Here is a 15,652-nt window from a genome sequence, read left to right as displayed (position 1 = left end):
CTTCTTTAAAGTCAGGCCATAATATATCAGTAAAATATAATTCTGCATAGGCAATTTGCCACAACAAAAAATTACTTATTCTATGCTCTCCACTTGTTCTTATTAATAAATCTACCTCAGGTAAATTTCGCGTGTAAAGATGCTCATTTATAATTGAATCGTCAATAGAGTCTATTGAAATTATATTATTTTTAACTTTATCGGCAATGTTTCTTACAACATTTACTATTTCTTCTCGTGAACCATAACTCAATGCCAGGGTTAGTGTCATCCGAGAGTTGTTTTTGGTTTTGTCTATGACGTCGAAAAGTTCTTTTTGGGCGGAAACCGGTAATTTTTCTAAATTGCCAATTGCGGTTAGCTTAATGTTGTTGTCTTGCAGGGTTTTGAGTTCCTTTTTTAATGCTTTTATCAAGATTTTCATTAGGGTTTCGACTTCCAGTTTTGGTCTATTCCAATTTTCAGACGAGAAGGCATACAAGGTAAGGTTTTCTATCCCTAATTTGGCACAAGCCTTTATATTCACTTTTACGGATTTTGTTCCGCTTTCATGACCTAGAGCCCTAAGCAATCCTTGTTGTTTTGCCCAACGACCATTGCCGTCCATAATGATGGCTAAATGTTTGGGTAAATTTGTGGTGTCTATTTTATCTAGTAAACTCATTTTTTTATTCTGCACAATAACAGGGCTTGTTTCCAAAGGTATAGGTCAGTGTCAGCCCTGAAAAAACATACCAATCATTATTATTTATATTTCCAAATTTTAACCAATTTTCGTCCTTTGGATTACTCCCGTCTAAATTATCCGTTAGCGTATATCTTGCGCCAACTTCCAAGCCCAGTACAATGTGAGGCGAAACGTTTGATTTTATGCCTAAAGTCATCGGGATTGCAAACGAACCTGTGCCTGAATCCTTTACTATCTCTCCCGGCGAAACATACAATTCGTCATATCTGAAATAGCTTATTCCAGAATATACATAAGGAGTTATTTTTCTTTTAACTTCATGCAAATTAAAGTCAAAAAAATTAAATTCAAGGCCTAAAGATACTTCTTTTATGCTATTTTCAAAACGATATCCTCTTAGATTTCTACTTGGCTCTTTCGAGTCAAGGTCGTTTGCTGAAATTTTTGATTGTGTGTAAGAAAAACGGTAGGAATGTCTGGGACTTTTATTCCATTTGTAAAGAATGCCAAGAGTGGGTTCATTGGGCGAAATATAAGTGGTAAGTCCAACATCTCCCACGTAGTTGCTTCCGCCCACAAAAACACCAACCTCGTGAATTTGGGCATTCATTGTAAAAAAGAACAACAAAAAAAATAGGCGAAATAGTTTATACATTTATTTAAAATTGCGTGCAAATATAATAATTATCAACACGAATCAATACGCATTGTATTAAATGTGTCTTTTATTGAAAAACGCACCAAAAAAGAAGAGGCACAGTGATTTGAAAATAACCAAACGGAAAAAATAAGGCTATTCGTATGGGAAAGTGTAAAAATGATTTAATTTCGTCGATCTTCTCCCCAAAAAAGCTTGTTGCGAAGTTTTTTCAAAAATGTTTCTTCAGGAATTCCTACCATATTTATTTGAAAAGGAGTTTTCTTGATGTTTAATATGGTGTCGTTTTTTATGGATATAATTCTAGAATCCAAGGAAACCAAATAGTTTTCTTCCCTGCCGGAAACCTTCAATCGAATTTCTGTTTCATCTGGAATTACAAGTGGACGTGCGTTTAAATTGTGCGGAGCAATAGGGGTTATCACTAAACTTTTTACGTCTGGGGTTAATATTGGACCGCCGCAACTCATCGAATATCCTGTGGAACCGGTAGGCGTCGAGATAATCAATCCGTCTGCCCAATAGGAATTTAAATACTCGTTGTTCAGGTATGTTTCAATGGTAATCATTGAAGTGGTGTCTTTCCGGCTCACGCAAATCTCGTTCATTGCAAAATTGATGTCTTCAATTTCTGCATTGTCATTGGAACAACATAAACTTAACAAGGTTCTTTTTGAAATCGTATATTTTTTGTCAATGATAAACTGCATAAATTTGCCGATGTTGTCTTTTTGAACTGTGGCCAAAAAACCCAATCGACCTGCATTTATTCCCAAAATGGGTACGCCAGAATCTCGAACAAGTGTTGCTGCCCTCAAAATTGTTCCGTCACCACCGATGCTGATCAGCATATCAAAACTGTCGTTTAACTCAGTATGCGATGAGAAAGTTTTGTATTCTTTTTCAATGATTTTTTTTTCGTTCAAGATGTTCAAAAAGTTGGATTCGATGACCATCTCAACGTTGTTCTTGTGAAAAAAAACGAAAATATCCTTGATAATGGGCCCTGTACTATTTTGATAATATTGTCCGTAAATAGCTACTTTCATTTGTTTGTTAGATGTTAAGGTATTTGTCAAAATAATCGGAACGTTCCTTTAGAGTGTTGATGTAGTTGTCTTCTTGATGTTCGGATATGATTTCATAATCATATCTTCTAAAGGTTTGGATGATTTCATTTATCGGGCCAACATTTATTTTTAAGGTCACTTCAATGTTTTCAATATCGGCAGATGACACAAATAAGCCAAGCAGTTTGCCGTTGTTGCTTTCCACAATTTGGGTAATTTGACTTATTGAATAATCCATCACTCTTTTCTTGACAACAATAATTCTTCCCGGTTCGCGCAAAAAAGGGGTTTCGTTGAAGAATTTCATGATAGCGCCAAGTTCATAATAACCTACATATTTGTTGTCTTCATTCAAAACGGGAACCAAATCGGTATTGTTTTTTGCAAACACTTCCAAAACATCGAGCCAAACCATTGTTGTTCTGGCAAAAAATCTTTCTAAAGTATAACGATAATCAATTACTTTTTTAGCGCTGTCAAAAGTTTCAATCTCGTCAGACGCAATGCTGCCAATGTAAATCTCTTTTTCAACCACGGGAAAATGGGAAAAAGTAAATTCATCAAAAAAACCTTGAACCGCCGCGATAGTATCCTGGCTGTCAATGGCTTTAAAATCATTGCTGATGTAATTTGTAATTTCCGTCATAATCTAATCCAAAAAAGGTTGATGCAAAATAATCAAAATTATGCAATAACAGCTAGTTTTACTTTGTATTTTTGCATTTCAAACCACGAAATACATTCTCAAAAATTATTACAATGACAAAGTTAAGTGTAAATATTAACAAAATAGCTACTTTACGAAATGCTCGTGGAGGAAATGTTCCTGATTTATTAAAAGTGGCTGCCGATATTCAAAAATTTGGAGGTGAAGGAATCACCATTCATCCCCGTCCAGACGAGCGTCACATTCGTTATCAAGACGCCAGAGATTTGAAACCAATCGTTTATACCGAATACAATATTGAAGGAAATCCCGAAAAAAGTTTCGTTGATTTGGTTCTCGAAATAAAACCAACACAAGTGACTTTGGTTCCTGATGCCATTGATGCCATAACTTCAAATGCGGGTTGGGACACTGTTAAACACAAGGATTTTCTAACAGAAATTGTTCAAGAATTTCAAAGAAACGGAATCAGGACTTCCATTTTTGTCGATCCGGTTCTCGAAATGATTGAAGGCGCAAAAATCATTGGAACCGAAAGAATCGAATTGTACACGGAAGCTTTTGCCCACGAATACAGCCTTGGAAACAAAAACGGAATCGACCCTTATGTAAAATCGGCAATTGTAGCAAATGAACTTGGCTTGGGAATCAATGCCGGACACGATTTGAGTTTGGATAACATCCAGTTTTTTAATCAAAATATTCCGGGTTTGCTCGAAGTTTCCATTGGCCATGCACTTATTTCCGAAGCAATTTATCTTGGATTGGACAATGTGGTTAACATGTATTTGCAGAAATTAAAATAAACCATATAAGACATATAATATCATTTAAGTTGTTGGGATATTTAAAATCTCATATGCCTTATATGGTGAAAAAAATAATCAAAATGTTGTATTCAAAAATAGAAGGTCAAGGCAAGCCACTTTTAATCATTCACGGATTTTTGGGGATGTCCGACAATTGGAAAACAATGGGAACACAATTTGCCGGCGATGGATTTCAGGTTCATTTGCTGGATTTGCGCAACCATGGCAAAAGTTTTCATTCCGATGAGTTCAGTTATGAAATAATGGCTCAAGACGTTTTTGACTATTGCAAAGCCAATAATCTCGAAAAAGTGAACATTCTTGGACATTCCATGGGCGGAAAAACGGCAATGCTTTTTGCGGCAAACCATCCAGAAATGGTCGAAAAATTAATTGTTGCCGACATTGGTCCAAAATTCTATCCGCAACATCATCAAACTATTTTTGAAGCCTTGAATGCGGTCGATTTTTCCGAAAAACCGAGCCGAGCCGAAATCGAAGAAATCATGTCAAAATACATCACTGATTTTGGAACCAGACAATTTTTGTTGAAAAGCCTCTATTGGCTGGAACCCGGACAATTGGCGTTTCGATTTAATTTGGCAGTTTTTAATGTTAAAATGGACGAAATAGGAAAACCACTTCCCGAGAATGTCATTTTTAATAAACCAACGCTTTTTGTACGCGGCGGAAATTCCAATTATATTTTGGACAGCGATTTCGAAAACATTGAAAAGCATTTTCCAAATTCAAAAATTGAAACTATTCCCAATGTAGGGCATTGGCTTCACGCCGAAAACCCGAAAATGTTTTATGAAATAACGAGTTCGTTTCTAAAATAAGAATAAAAAAACCCTTTTCCATTTAAAGAAAAGGGTTCGTTTTTTATTAGGTGAAAATTTAGTTTTTTATAATTTTCGTGGTTTCTGTTTTTCCAGAATCAGAAGTAACTTTTAGCATGTAGGTTCCAGTTTGGAGTGAATGAATGTCTAAAGTAACATTGTTTAAACCGGAAAATTTAGTTGAATGAACTTGTCTTCCCAGCAAATCAAAAACAGAAGCTTCTTTAATTAATGATGTTCCTGCGTCTAATTTTAAAATTCCTTTGGTTGGATTTGGGTAGGCTGAAATTTGGTTTTTAACATCAAATTCAGCAGTTTTCAATGGAATTCCAGAAAATTTAAAAATCCCTCCTGTTGTTAAATCAGTATTGATTCCTCCTGAAAATCCAAATGAGCTATTCAAAAACTTTAATATTCCGTGTGAAATTCCATCAATAATGGTCCATGTTACACCATCATCAGTACTGTAAGACGAGCCTAATGGATTTGCAGATGCCGTAGAAATGACAGTCGATGTGCCAGGAATATAAGCAATATCAGTGTTAAAAAGCGAACCTGTTATTGACATAGAACTAGGGCTCCAAGTTGTTCCACCGTCAGTTGTGTTGAAAAGCGCAACGGGATTATAGGTCATCAAAAGACCTTTGTTTGTATCCGAAAAAGTAAACCTGTCCAACGCAAAATCAGTGCTAGGCGATGCGTTGGCAGTCCAAGTTAACCCTTTATCGTCAGATTTGAAAATTCTGCCTAAATCTGTTCCAAACCAAATGGTGTTTCCTGAAACTTCATAAAGATTCTCCCAGCCATATTCTCCACCAGCATCTGGATCTGGAATATTCGTACCATCAACTCTTGTCCATGTTGTTCCTCCATCAGCAGTTGTATAGATTTCGAATTCGCCATTTTCAGGGTCTCCTGCAGCAATTCCATTATTGGCATCCCAAAAATGAACAAAGTTGGCATAGGAATCCACTGTGTTGCTAAATAATGCTGTTGTTTGTTTGTTCCATGTTACGCCACCATCAATGGTTTTCCAAACTCCGCCAATGTTAGTTGCGTCAGGATATACTGAAATCCAAGCCGTTGTTTCTGAAACGGCAGTAATGGATGAAGTGCCTAATGCATTATTACCTACTCCCAAATCTATTGTCCCTGGGGTCCAAGTATTACCTCCATCAGTACTCTTTGTGAATTCTTTAATGGTCACATCTACTGGATCCGTGGTGCTGTCAGAGCCGAGAGCCCAAACAACGTTTCCATCAGCAATAGATATACTGTACAGTCCTCTTGCTGGCGTAGTAAATCCAGTTGCTTTTTCAGTCCAAAATTGTGCATTTGCACTTAATGAAATAACCGATAAAATTGTGAGTAAAATTTTCTTCATGACGTCTTACTGTTTTAAGTTTAGCCTTACGAAGATAAAGAAAAACATTCATAGGTAAGAATATTTTTTTTACTTTTGAAATAAAACAAATATTTATGAAACTACTTGTCAGGATTATTATCACATCGGTTTTGGTTTTGCTTATTGCTCATTTTATGAAAGGTGTGCATGTCGAGGGCTTTGTTACCGCTTTGCTTGTTGCAGTTGTGTTGGGGTTGCTCAATATTTTTATAAAACCCATATTTGTGTTGTTGACACTGCCTTTTACCATTGTTACTTTGGGATTGTTTTTGTTGGTTATCAACGCAATAATAATCTTGTTGTGCACCAATATAGTTGGCGGATTTAGCGTGGATACTTTTTGGACGGCATTGCTTTTTAGCGTTGTGTTGTCTATTTCACAGTCCATTATGTATAAAATTGTGGGGGAATAGACACCTGAAAAGATTAGAATTCAAGACTAAATAATGGACTAAAATTCAATAGATTAAAAACTTGTTTGGGTTGCAAAATTTTTATAATTTTGCAACCCAATTTTATTATGTAAATTAACGAAGAAGATGGATATTAAAAGAGTAGCATTAGACGCAGTAAACGAAACAATTGTAATGACGGTTGTTCACATGGATTACAAAGGTCAAGTAGCAAAAAGAATAAACGAAAAAATGCCTTTGGCAACCGTAAAAGGGTTTAGAAAAGGACAAGTTCCAAAAGATCTTGTTGAAAAACAATACGGAAAAGCCATCAAACAAGAAGAGGTAAAGAAAGTGGTTGATTTGGCTTTGGAGCGTTACCTTCAATCAGAAAGATTGAATCTTTTGGGAACTCCTCTTGCTAAAGTGAATGAAAATTTTGATTGGGATGCCGAAGAATTGGTTTTTGAATACGAAATCGGTTTGGTGCCTAATTTCGAAATTGATTTGGATGCCAAAAATAACATCATAAAATATGTAGTTACTGCCGACGATAAATTAATTGACGGTCAAGTGGCCCGTATCCAAAAACAATTTGGTACTCCAATTTCTCAAGAAGCGGTTACGGCTGATTCTGATATTAAAGGAACTTTTACCAACGAAACAGAAGGAATCAACAATGCAACTACAATTGCTTTGTCACTGTTCAAAGAAAAAGCTACTGCCGATAAATTTATTGGCAAGAAAGTAGGTGATGTAGTTACTGTAAACACAAGCGGTTTGTTTGAAGACGATCACCAATTGATGGATTACCTAAAAGTAGGTCACGATAATGTTCACGGTTTAGCTATTGATGTTGATTTTACCATCGAAGCCATCACTGTTTCTGAGCCAGCTGAGTTGAATCAAGAATTGTTCGATAAACTTTTTGGACCTGGAAACGTAGCTTCATTGGAAGACTTGAAAGCAAAAATCAAGGAAGATGCAGAATCTCAATTTGCACAACAAGCTGACCAAAAATTATTGGGCGATGTAACCGAGTTTTTAATCGAAAACACAAAATTCGACTTGCCTGCTGAATTCCTTAAAAAATGGTTGCAAACCGTTGGCGAGAAAAAATTATCTCCAGAAGAAGCTGAAGTGGAATATGCAAGATCTGAAAAAGGATTGCGTTTTCAATTGATAGAAGGAAAAGCTATGGCACAAAGCGACATCAAAATCACTTTCGAAGATTTGAAAACCTTTACTGCAAAAAATATCCGTCAGCAAATGGCACAATTCGGGCAAACAAATCCTACTGACGAAGAAGTTCAAGGAATTGTGGCAAGAGTATTGGCCAACCAAGAAGAGGTGAAAAGACTTTCAGACCAAGTGGTTGCCGAAAAATTATTGGAATTGTTCAAAGAAAAAGCAAATCCAACAACTAAAGAAGTGACTTACGAGGAATTTATTGCTGCGTCTTACGGAGAATAATTTCTAAAAAATAAGTATATTTGAGCGTCAAAAGAATATTTTTTTTGACGCTCTTTTTTTAAAAAAGTTCTTGTGTTTGAATATGAAAACTTCGAATTAAGACATATTGGCATCCTTTGCAAGGAGGGTACGACCTTTGATAAAATAAATATACATTAGATAACGTAAAACTTAGAACAAATAAATATGAACTACGGTAAAGAATTTAAAAAATTTGCAACAAAACACCAAGGTGTAAATGCAATGTACTACGACAAAATCGTGGCGGCAATGAATCCGACAAATATGACTCCTTATATTATTGAAGAGCGTCAGTTGAATATTTCTCAATTGGACGTTTTTTCGAGATTGATGATGGATAGAATTATTTTCTTGGGAACGGGAATCGACGACCAAATTGCCAACATCGTTCAAGCACAGTTGTTGTTTTTGGAAAGCGCCGATGCCTCAAAAGATATCCAAATTTACTTGAATTCTCCAGGAGGAAGCGTTTACGCAGGATTGGGAATTTATGACACGATGCAATACATTAAGCCAGACGTTGCCACAATTTGTACCGGAATGGCCGCTTCCATGGGAGCTGTTTTGTTGTGTGCAGGTGCAGCAGGAAAACGTTCGGCTTTGCCACATTCAAGAGTAATGATTCACCAGCCATCAGGCGGAGCACAAGGTGTTGCAACGGATATGGAAATCAACTTGCGTGAAATGTTGAAATTAAAAGACGAATTGTACAAAATCATTTCACATCATTCAGGTCAAACTTTCGAAAAAGTGCACGCTGACAGCGAACGCGATTATTGGATGATTGCCGAAGAAGCAAAAACCTATGGAATGATTGATGAAGTGTTGAGAAGAAGTTAAATTAGATAACAGTTTTCAGATTTCAGTTAGCAGTTTTGCAATCTGAAATCTGAAATCTAAAATCTGCAATCTAAAAAGATGGCAAAACCAAAATTAGAATGTTCATTCTGTGGAAGAAAAAAACCGGAAACCAATTTATTGATTGCCGGAATCGATGCACACATTTGTGATAAATGTATCGAACAAGCCCACGGAATCGTGTTAGAAGAATTAAAATCAAGCGGGAAAACAAACTTGCCTGCTGACTTGGTGTTGAAAAAACCAAAAGAAATCAGGGCTTTCCTAGACCAATATGTTATTGGTCAAGACCAAACCAAAAAAGTAATGGCAGTCGCGGTTTACAATCACTACAAACGTTTGATGCAACAAGAATTGAACGACGAAGTGGAGATTGAAAAAAGCAACATCATCATGGTGGGGCAAACTGGAACCGGAAAAACATTGGTGGCCAAAACCATTGCCAAAATGCTCGACGTTCCATTGGCAATTGTCGATGCAACCGTGTTGACCGAAGCGGGTTATGTGGGAGAAGATGTCGAAAGTATTTTGACACGTCTTTTGCAGGCTGCCGATTACGATGTGACCAAAGCCGAAAGAGGAATCGTTTTCATTGACGAAATTGACAAAATTGCCCGCAAAAGCGACAATCCATCCATCACACGTGATGTTTCCGGTGAAGGCGTGCAACAAGCTTTGTTGAAATTATTGGAAGGAACCGTGGTAAATGTGCCGCCAAAAGGAGGTAGAAAACACCCAGACCAAAAATTTGTCGAGGTAAACACCCAAAACATCTTGTTTATTGCAGGAGGAGCTTTCGACGGAGTGGAACGTATTATTTCAAAACGTTTGAATCGTCAAGCGGTGGGTTATTCGACTTCCAAAAATACGGACAATATTGACAAAGACAATTTATTGCAATACATCATCCCGAAAGACATCAAGGATTTTGGATTGATTCCCGAGATTATTGGGCGTTTGCCAGTGCTGACTCATATGGATCCTTTGGACAGAGAAACATTGAGAGCCATTTTAACCCAACCAAAAAATGCCTTGATCAAACAGTATCAAAAATTGTTTTTGATGGATGAGGTAGCATTTAGCATCACGGACGAAGCCTTGGATTTTATTGTGGAAAAAGCCTTGGAATACAAACTTGGTGCTCGTGGATTGCGTTCGTTGTGCGAAGCTATCCTGACCGATGCCATGTACGAATTGCCAAGTTCCGATGACAAGACCTTGGAAATCGATGTGGATTACGCCAAAGAAACTTTGAATAGAAATTTATTGAAACGATTGGAAATTGCTTCGTAAATTTCTTGGCAGATAGAAATTCAAACCCGACAAGTTTTAAAAACCTGTCGGGTTTTGTCTTTTTCGTTGGTGAAAAAACATTCGTTATTCTTTTTTATAAGCAATAGAATGACGATTTTTGCCCATCTTAATTTAATAAAAAATGGCAGCAGTAGATAAAGAGATTATTTTGTTAAAAGTTTCTGGTCAGGACAAACTTGGTGTAACCGCTGGTTTGACATCCATATTGGCCAATTATGATGCCGTTATTTTAGATATTGGTCAAGCCGATATTCACGATACATTGTCATTGGGAATTTTATTTGAAATAAAAGCAGGTTCTAGTTCGGCAGCCGTTTTGAAAGATTTATTGTTCAAAGCCTATGAATTGGGTATTAATGTCAAATTTATTCCCATTTCCATTCCTGATTACGAAATTTGGGTAAAAGGGCAACGCAAGCAACGTTATATCATCAATGTTTTGGGAGAAACCCTGACGGCAGGACAATTGGCGGCCGTGACCAAAATAATGTCGGACCAAAAACTGAACATTGATTCCATCATAAGATTGACGGGTAGAACTTCGGTGGTGGAAAAAGAAGAATATCCTCGTTCTTGCGTACAATTGTCCGTGACGGGAGAAATTGAGGACAAAACGGTGATGACGGCCAGTTTTATGGAAATCTCAAGAAATTTGGATGTAGATATTTCGTTCCAGGAAGACAATATATACAGAAGAAACCGTCGTTTGGTGTGTTTTGATATGGATTCGACCTTGATTCAAACGGAAGTTATCGATGAATTGGCAGAGTTGGCCGGTGTTGGCGAGCAAGTGAGAGCCATTACGGAATCAGCGATGAATGGCGAAATTGATTTTAGCGAAAGCTTCAAAAAACGCATGGCTTTGTTGGAAGGTTTAAGCGAAGAAGTGCTGCATAATGTTGCCATAAATTTGCCAATAACCAAAGGAGCACATCGCTTGATGAAAGCCCTGAAATATTACGGTTATAAAACGGCAATTCTATCAGGAGGTTTTACTTATTTTGGTGATTATTTACAAAAGGAATTAGGGATTGATTACGTTTATGCCAATCAATTGGAAATTAAAGACGGCAAATTGACCGGAAAATATTTGGGCGAAATTGTAGACGGTCAAAAGAAAGCCGAATACCTGAAAGCCATCGCCGAAAAAGAAGGCATCCACATCAACCAAACCATTGCCGTGGGTGATGGAGCGAACGATTTGCCAATGTTGAACTTGGCTGGATTGGGAATTGCTTTTCACGCCAAGCCAAAAGTAAAAGAAAATGCCGCTACTTCCATTTCTAGTTTAGGTTTGGATGGTATTTTATACTTGTTGGGTTACCACGACAGACACATCGACATGATGCAGGAATAAAAATCTTGTAAGCTATAAAAGCAAAAGCCTTAATTCTTTTACTAGAGTTAAGGCTTTTTTTTTAGGATATTGATTCTTTTTTTATTGATTTACAATGATCTGCATTTTTTTCAATTGTTCCAAATAGTCTCTTTCGTTCGACAATCTCGGGATTTTGTGTTGGCCGCCCAGTTTGTCTTTTTCTTTTAGCCAATCATAAAACAAATTAGGTCGTGCAATGTTTAAAACCAAGGGATTCAACGTCATGTTGTTGTAGCGTTTGGCTTCGTAATCGGAATTCAAGGATTGCAAGGTTTCGTCCAATATTTTTTGGAAAAGAGCTATATCTTCCGGATTTTTCTTGAATTCGATCATCCATTCGTGAGCACCTTTTTCCTTGTCTTTCATGAAAACGGGCGCCACGGTATAATCTACCATTTCGGTCCCGGTAATTTGACAAGCTTTCGCAATCGCTTGATCGGTGTTTTCGACCATCAATTCTTCGCCAAAAACATTGATGTGGTGTTTGGTTCTGCCTGTCACTCGAATGCGGTAAGGATTCAAGGAAGTAAAGCGAACCGTGTCGCCAATCATGTAACGCCACAAACCGGAATTCGTGGTAATGATGATGGCATAATTTTTAAATAATTCCACTTCGGATAATCGAATGGTTTTCTGGTTCGGTGTTCCAAAAGTATCCATTGGAATAAATTCATAGAAAATGCCGTAGTCCAGCATCAGCAACAAATCGCTGGAATAATTCAGGTCTTGAATGGCAAAAAATCCCTCGGAAGCATTGTATATTTCGTAATATTTGAAATCGCTTTTCGGCAGTATTTTTTTATACTGTTCGCGATACGGTTCGAAATTCACTCCGCCGTGAAAATAGACTTCAAGATTGGGCCATAATTCCAATAAATTGCCTTTGCGGTTTTCAGTGAGCAATTTGTTCATCAAAACCAACATCCAAGAAGGAACTCCGGCAAAACTGGTCACGTTTTCGTTTTTGACTTCGTTGATAATCGCGGGAAGTTTGGTTTCCCAATCGCTCATCAACGAAATTTCCTTGTTAGGTGTACTGCTGAAATCAGCCCAAAGCGGCATGTTTTCAATCAATATGGCTGATAAATCACCAAACAACGTATTGTTGTCTTCATAAATTTGGGAACTTCCGCCCAGACGAAGACTTTTTCCCAAAAACATTTCGGAGTTTTCGTTGTTGTTCAAATACATGCACAACAAATCCTTTCCGGCTTTGTAATGGCAATCTTCCAGCGCTTCTTCGCTTACGGGAATAAATTTGCTTTTGGCATTGGTCGTCCCGCTGGATTTGGCAAACCATTTTATGGGTGTTTCCCAAAAAACATTTTGTTCGCCTTTTCGGGTTCTTTCAATCAAAGGTTGTAGTTCTTCGTAGGTCGAAACAGGAATTCTTTCGGCAAAAGTGGCGTAGGAATTTATGGAATCATAATCGTATTTCTTGCCTATAACCGTGTTTTCGGCAGCACGAATCAAGTTCATCAGCAGTTCTTCCTGCACTTCATTTGGGTACTTCAAGAAAAGTTCTATTTGATGAATGCGTTGTTTGAGAACCCAAGAAGCTAATGAATTGATTACAGGTATTGGCATTCTGATTGTAGATTTTAGATTTCTGATTTTAGATTTGAATATCGATTGACAAATATTAACTTTGCATTCGTATCAAAAATAGTGTTTTTTTATAAAAAACAATTCCATTTGCCATAAAGATTCTGATGTAGATTTGGTTTCCAATAAAAAGAAATCTAAAATTCGCACTTCAAATCTAAAATCAGAAATCTAAAATCAGAAATTTAAAATCAAATGACTTACGAAGGCACGCTTACCAAAATGCAAACCGAATTTGCGAATCCAATTCAATATTACCTGGTTTTTGAAAATAGTTTTTTGAACGTCAATCAATTGCTCAACAAGAATGTTGAAATCGCTTTTCAGGGATACCAATGTTTGAATTGCGGCAAAAAGAAGAAAATATACCGTCAAGGTTTTTGCTACGATTGTTTTTATTCGAGTCCAGCTGTTGGCGATTGGATTATGAAACCCGAATTAAGCACGGCACATTTGGGAATTCAAGACCGAGATTTGGTCTATGAAGAAAAAGTGCAATTGCAGCCGCATATCGTGTATTTGGCTTTGTCGAGCGAAGTAAAAGTGGGAGTGACGCGTAAAACCCAAATGCCGACAAGATGGATTGACCAAGGCGCAACCCAAGCGATTGCTATCGTGGAAGTACCCAATCGCTATTTGGCGGGAATTACCGAGGTGGCCTTGAAAAACCATTTTGCCGACAAAACCAATTGGCGCAAAATGCTCCAAAACGATATCGAACAAGTGGATTTAATCGCCGAAAGGTTGAAAGTGCAAAATTGGATTCCCGCCGAAGTCCAGGAATATTTTTATTTGGAGAAAAACGATTTGTACGAAATGCATTTTCCCGTTTTGGAATATCCAAAAAAAATAAACAGCCTAAGTCTGGACAAAACGCCCAATTTTCAAGGGAAATTGACCGGAATAAAAGGGCAGTATTTACTTTTTGAAGATGGAACTGTTTTTAATGTTCGCAGTTTCGAGGGTTATGTGGTGCAGATTAATGTGTAAAACACTTGATAATTTGTAGGTAATTATTTGTATAATTGATGGCAATTAAAGCGAAAACAAACCTTCGCCAATCTACCCAAATTTGGGTGTTTTGCGAAGGTTTGTTTCGTTTATAAGCGAGTTATGTGAGATTCAAAAAAAAAATCGGTAATAATTTGAAAAGTTACCATATTTTGGTAACTTAGCTAAAAAAATTATGGGACGAAATACCTCTATATCTCTTGGTAATCATTTCGAAAGTTTTATCGAACACAGTGTAAATGATGGAAGATTCAATAACGCTAGTGAAGTTGTTAGAGCTGGGCTTCGTCTTTTAGAAGATGAAGAAAATAAAATTGTTGCGTTAAGAAAAGCAATCAATGATGGAATTGAAAGTGGACGCGCAGTAGATTTTGATGCAAAAAAACATCTTGATGTTTTAAAAGCAAGAAAGAAATCAAATGGCTAAATATTATTTTACAAATAAAGCTGTTGATGACTTATCTGAAATTTGGGATTATACAATCGAAACTTGGTCTGAAATGCAAGCTGAAAAGTATTATGATTTACTTTTGGCATCATGTGATGATTTGGCAAATAATCCAGAACTTGGAAGAAACTATGATATAGTAACAAAGGGAATATTAGGTTTTAAATCAGGTGAACATATTATTTTCTACTCAATTATATCAAAAAACGAAATAGAAATCGCAAGAATTCTTTATGGAATGATGGATTTAAAAAGCAGACTATAAGGAACCTCACATAACAGCTACAACGGATTTGGGCATTTGGTTTAATGGAAAGATGATTTTGTATTTAAGACAATTCGCAAATTCGAAAAACTAGCTTAATTTATTTCCAAACACGCCACAATAACAGAACGTTACGTAGTATTTTCGAAAACAGAAATCAAAATAACCAATTTAATAAATAAAAAATGAAACATAAAATTTTACTTTCGATTGCAATTCTTTTTTGCACTATTTCTTATGCACAAGATTTTCCTAAACTAAAATTAACTCCAAATGGTGTTGAACCAATTATTGTGAATACTGATAGTATAAAAGCAACTATTTTATACAAGAAAGCATTAAATTGGGTTCAGGAAACATATAAAAATCCTGAAAAAGTTCTTAAAACCAAAATTGAAAATGAAAAATTAAGAATAGATGGTTTTGCAGAAAATGCTTGGTGGTATAAATCACTTGGTATGAAACAGAATTATAATATGGAATATTCTATCGAAATATCTTTCAAAGATGGTAAATACAAATTTGAATATATTATTGGTCAATTTTTTATCGCCGGCGGACAAAAAGTATTCTACGATTATAAAACGTTTTTCAAAAAAACTGGTGAAATAAAAAGTGCTTATACTGATGCAGTACCTAGTTTAGAAGAAACAATGAATAATTTATCATTAAATTTCTATGAATATGTTACTGGTAAAAACACTAAAAAAGATGACAAGTGGTAAGGTAGATGTATGAAAAATTTAAA

At 36.4% G+C, this 15,652-nt stretch carries 17 protein-coding genes; 11 read left to right on the top strand and 6 right to left on the bottom strand.

The genetic code is table 11. The features are described from left to right. From uppS to C0430_RS01800, 4 genes are all read right to left on the bottom strand, one after another. The coding region (uppS, locus tag C0430_RS01815; RefSeq protein WP_290864870.1) for a polyprenyl diphosphate synthase at nt 1–664 on the bottom strand (664 nt) is incomplete at its 3' end. 4 nt (nt 665–668) lie between these two features. Beyond that, complete coding sequence (locus C0430_RS01810) at nt 669–1,298, bottom strand: DUF6089 family protein (RefSeq protein ID WP_290864868.1); 630 nt, start codon at nt 1,296–1,298, stop codon at nt 669–671. 212 nt (nt 1,299–1,510) lie between these two features. Beyond that, complete coding sequence (locus tag C0430_RS01805; RefSeq protein WP_290864866.1) at nt 1,511–2,395, bottom strand: NAD kinase; 885 nt, start codon at nt 2,393–2,395, stop codon at nt 1,511–1,513. A gap of 7 nt (nt 2,396–2,402) precedes the next feature. After that, on the bottom strand, nt 2,403–3,062 hold the full coding sequence (locus C0430_RS01800) for a CBS domain-containing protein (RefSeq protein WP_290864864.1): 660 nt from the start codon (nt 3,060–3,062) through the stop codon (nt 2,403–2,405). A 113-nt stretch (nt 3,063–3,175) separates the two neighbouring features. On the opposite strand from C0430_RS01800, the gene C0430_RS01795 reads away from it, so the two are divergent. Both C0430_RS01795 and C0430_RS01790 read left to right on the top strand, forming a co-directional pair. Next, on the top strand, nt 3,176–3,889 hold the full coding sequence (locus tag C0430_RS01795) for a pyridoxine 5'-phosphate synthase (protein WP_290864862.1): 714 nt from the start codon (nt 3,176–3,178) through the stop codon (nt 3,887–3,889). An 83-nt stretch (nt 3,890–3,972) separates the two neighbouring features. Next, nucleotides 3,973–4,734: an alpha/beta fold hydrolase gene (locus tag C0430_RS01790; protein WP_290864860.1), complete on the top strand. Its 762-nt coding sequence runs from the start codon at nt 3,973–3,975 to the stop codon at nt 4,732–4,734. 58 nt (nt 4,735–4,792) lie between these two features. On the opposite strand, the gene C0430_RS01785 is transcribed toward C0430_RS01790, so the two are convergent. After that, nucleotides 4,793–6,118, bottom strand: coding sequence for a T9SS type A sorting domain-containing protein (locus tag C0430_RS01785; protein ID WP_290864858.1), 1,326 nt, complete (start codon nt 6,116–6,118; stop codon nt 4,793–4,795). 95 nt (nt 6,119–6,213) lie between these two features. Between C0430_RS01785 and C0430_RS01780 the strand changes: the two genes are divergently transcribed. The 5 genes from C0430_RS01780 (at nt 6,214) to serB (ending at nt 11,554) form a co-directional block, all read left to right on the top strand. Then, entirely contained in the window at nt 6,214–6,552 is a 339-nt protein-coding gene (locus C0430_RS01780; RefSeq protein WP_290864856.1) for a phage holin family protein, read from the top strand. Between the two features lie 126 nt (nt 6,553–6,678). Beyond that, nucleotides 6,679–8,004, top strand: coding sequence for a trigger factor (locus C0430_RS01775; RefSeq protein ID WP_290864854.1), 1,326 nt, complete (start codon nt 6,679–6,681; stop codon nt 8,002–8,004). Between the two features lie 186 nt (nt 8,005–8,190). Continuing rightward, on the top strand, nt 8,191–8,865 hold the full coding sequence (gene clpP / locus C0430_RS01770; RefSeq protein WP_290864852.1) for an ATP-dependent Clp endopeptidase proteolytic subunit ClpP: 675 nt from the start codon (nt 8,191–8,193) through the stop codon (nt 8,863–8,865). A 78-nt stretch (nt 8,866–8,943) separates the two neighbouring features. After that, on the top strand, nt 8,944–10,176 hold the full coding sequence (clpX, locus tag C0430_RS01765) for an ATP-dependent Clp protease ATP-binding subunit ClpX (RefSeq protein WP_290864850.1): 1,233 nt from the start codon (nt 8,944–8,946) through the stop codon (nt 10,174–10,176). A gap of 142 nt (nt 10,177–10,318) precedes the next feature. Further along, the gene (serB, locus tag C0430_RS01760) at nt 10,319–11,554 is read left to right on the top strand and encodes a phosphoserine phosphatase SerB (protein ID WP_290864848.1); all 1,236 of its coding nucleotides are present in this window, start codon (nt 10,319–10,321) and stop codon (nt 11,552–11,554) included. Nucleotides 11,555–11,635: 81 nt separating this feature from the next. On the opposite strand, the gene C0430_RS01755 is transcribed toward serB, so the two are convergent. Beyond that, the gene (locus tag C0430_RS01755; RefSeq protein ID WP_290864846.1) at nt 11,636–13,162 is read right to left on the bottom strand and encodes a GH3 auxin-responsive promoter family protein; all 1,527 of its coding nucleotides are present in this window, start codon (nt 13,160–13,162) and stop codon (nt 11,636–11,638) included. Nucleotides 13,163–13,375: 213 nt separating this feature from the next. Between C0430_RS01755 and C0430_RS01750 the strand changes: the two genes are divergently transcribed. From C0430_RS01750 to C0430_RS01735, 4 genes are all read left to right on the top strand, one after another. Continuing rightward, a complete protein-coding gene (locus tag C0430_RS01750; protein WP_290864844.1) occupies nt 13,376–14,170 on the top strand; it encodes a DUF2797 domain-containing protein in 795 nt (264 codons plus the stop codon). Between the two features lie 196 nt (nt 14,171–14,366). After that, nucleotides 14,367–14,618 (top strand): type II toxin-antitoxin system ParD family antitoxin, encoded by a 252-nt coding sequence (locus C0430_RS01745; RefSeq protein WP_290864842.1) that lies wholly within the window; start codon nt 14,367–14,369, stop codon nt 14,616–14,618. After that, nucleotides 14,611–14,904, top strand: coding sequence for a type II toxin-antitoxin system RelE/ParE family toxin (locus C0430_RS01740; protein ID WP_290864840.1), 294 nt, complete (start codon nt 14,611–14,613; stop codon nt 14,902–14,904). The genes C0430_RS01745 and C0430_RS01740 overlap by 8 nt, the downstream gene beginning before the upstream one ends. Nucleotides 14,905–15,089: 185 nt before the next feature. Then, entirely contained in the window at nt 15,090–15,629 is a 540-nt protein-coding gene (locus C0430_RS01735; RefSeq protein ID WP_290864838.1) for a DUF4468 domain-containing protein, read from the top strand. Nucleotides 15,630–15,652 lie beyond the last annotated feature (23 nt).

This window comes from Flavobacterium sp. (genome assembly GCF_013823965.1).
In the GTDB taxonomy this organism is placed as follows: Bacteria; Bacteroidota; Bacteroidia; order Flavobacteriales; family Flavobacteriaceae; genus Flavobacterium.
The sequence above is the reverse complement of the archived record's forward strand: the minus strand, read 5'-3'. Positions and strand labels throughout refer to the sequence as shown.

Bases quoted from the DNA above. Each gene is read 5' to 3' on its own strand.
- C0430_RS01810 (WP_290864868.1), bottom strand. From the start codon at position 1,298: ATGAATGCCCAAATTCACGAGGTTGGTGTTTTTGTGGGCGGAAGCAAC.
- C0430_RS01805 (WP_290864866.1), bottom strand. From the start codon at position 2,395: ATGAAAGTAGCTATTTACGGACAATATTATCAAAATAGTACAGGGCCC.
- C0430_RS01800 (WP_290864864.1), bottom strand. From the start codon at position 3,062: ATGACGGAAATTACAAATTACATCAGCAATGATTTTAAAGCCATTGAC.
- C0430_RS01795 (WP_290864862.1), top strand. From the start codon at position 3,176: ATGACAAAGTTAAGTGTAAATATTAACAAAATAGCTACTTTACGAAAT.
- C0430_RS01790 (WP_290864860.1), top strand. From the start codon at position 3,973: ATGTTGTATTCAAAAATAGAAGGTCAAGGCAAGCCACTTTTAATCATT.
- C0430_RS01785 (WP_290864858.1), bottom strand. From the start codon at position 6,118: ATGAAGAAAATTTTACTCACAATTTTATCGGTTATTTCATTAAGTGCA.
- C0430_RS01780 (WP_290864856.1), top strand. From the start codon at position 6,214: ATGAAACTACTTGTCAGGATTATTATCACATCGGTTTTGGTTTTGCTT.
- C0430_RS01775 (WP_290864854.1), top strand. From the start codon at position 6,679: ATGGATATTAAAAGAGTAGCATTAGACGCAGTAAACGAAACAATTGTA.
- clpP (WP_290864852.1), top strand. From the start codon at position 8,191: ATGAACTACGGTAAAGAATTTAAAAAATTTGCAACAAAACACCAAGGT.
- clpX (WP_290864850.1), top strand. From the start codon at position 8,944: ATGGCAAAACCAAAATTAGAATGTTCATTCTGTGGAAGAAAAAAACCG.
- serB (WP_290864848.1), top strand. From the start codon at position 10,319: ATGGCAGCAGTAGATAAAGAGATTATTTTGTTAAAAGTTTCTGGTCAG.
- C0430_RS01755 (WP_290864846.1), bottom strand. From the start codon at position 13,162: ATGCCAATACCTGTAATCAATTCATTAGCTTCTTGGGTTCTCAAACAA.
- C0430_RS01750 (WP_290864844.1), top strand. From the start codon at position 13,376: ATGACTTACGAAGGCACGCTTACCAAAATGCAAACCGAATTTGCGAAT.
- C0430_RS01745 (WP_290864842.1), top strand. From the start codon at position 14,367: ATGGGACGAAATACCTCTATATCTCTTGGTAATCATTTCGAAAGTTTT.
- C0430_RS01740 (WP_290864840.1), top strand. From the start codon at position 14,611: ATGGCTAAATATTATTTTACAAATAAAGCTGTTGATGACTTATCTGAA.
- C0430_RS01735 (WP_290864838.1), top strand. From the start codon at position 15,090: ATGAAACATAAAATTTTACTTTCGATTGCAATTCTTTTTTGCACTATT.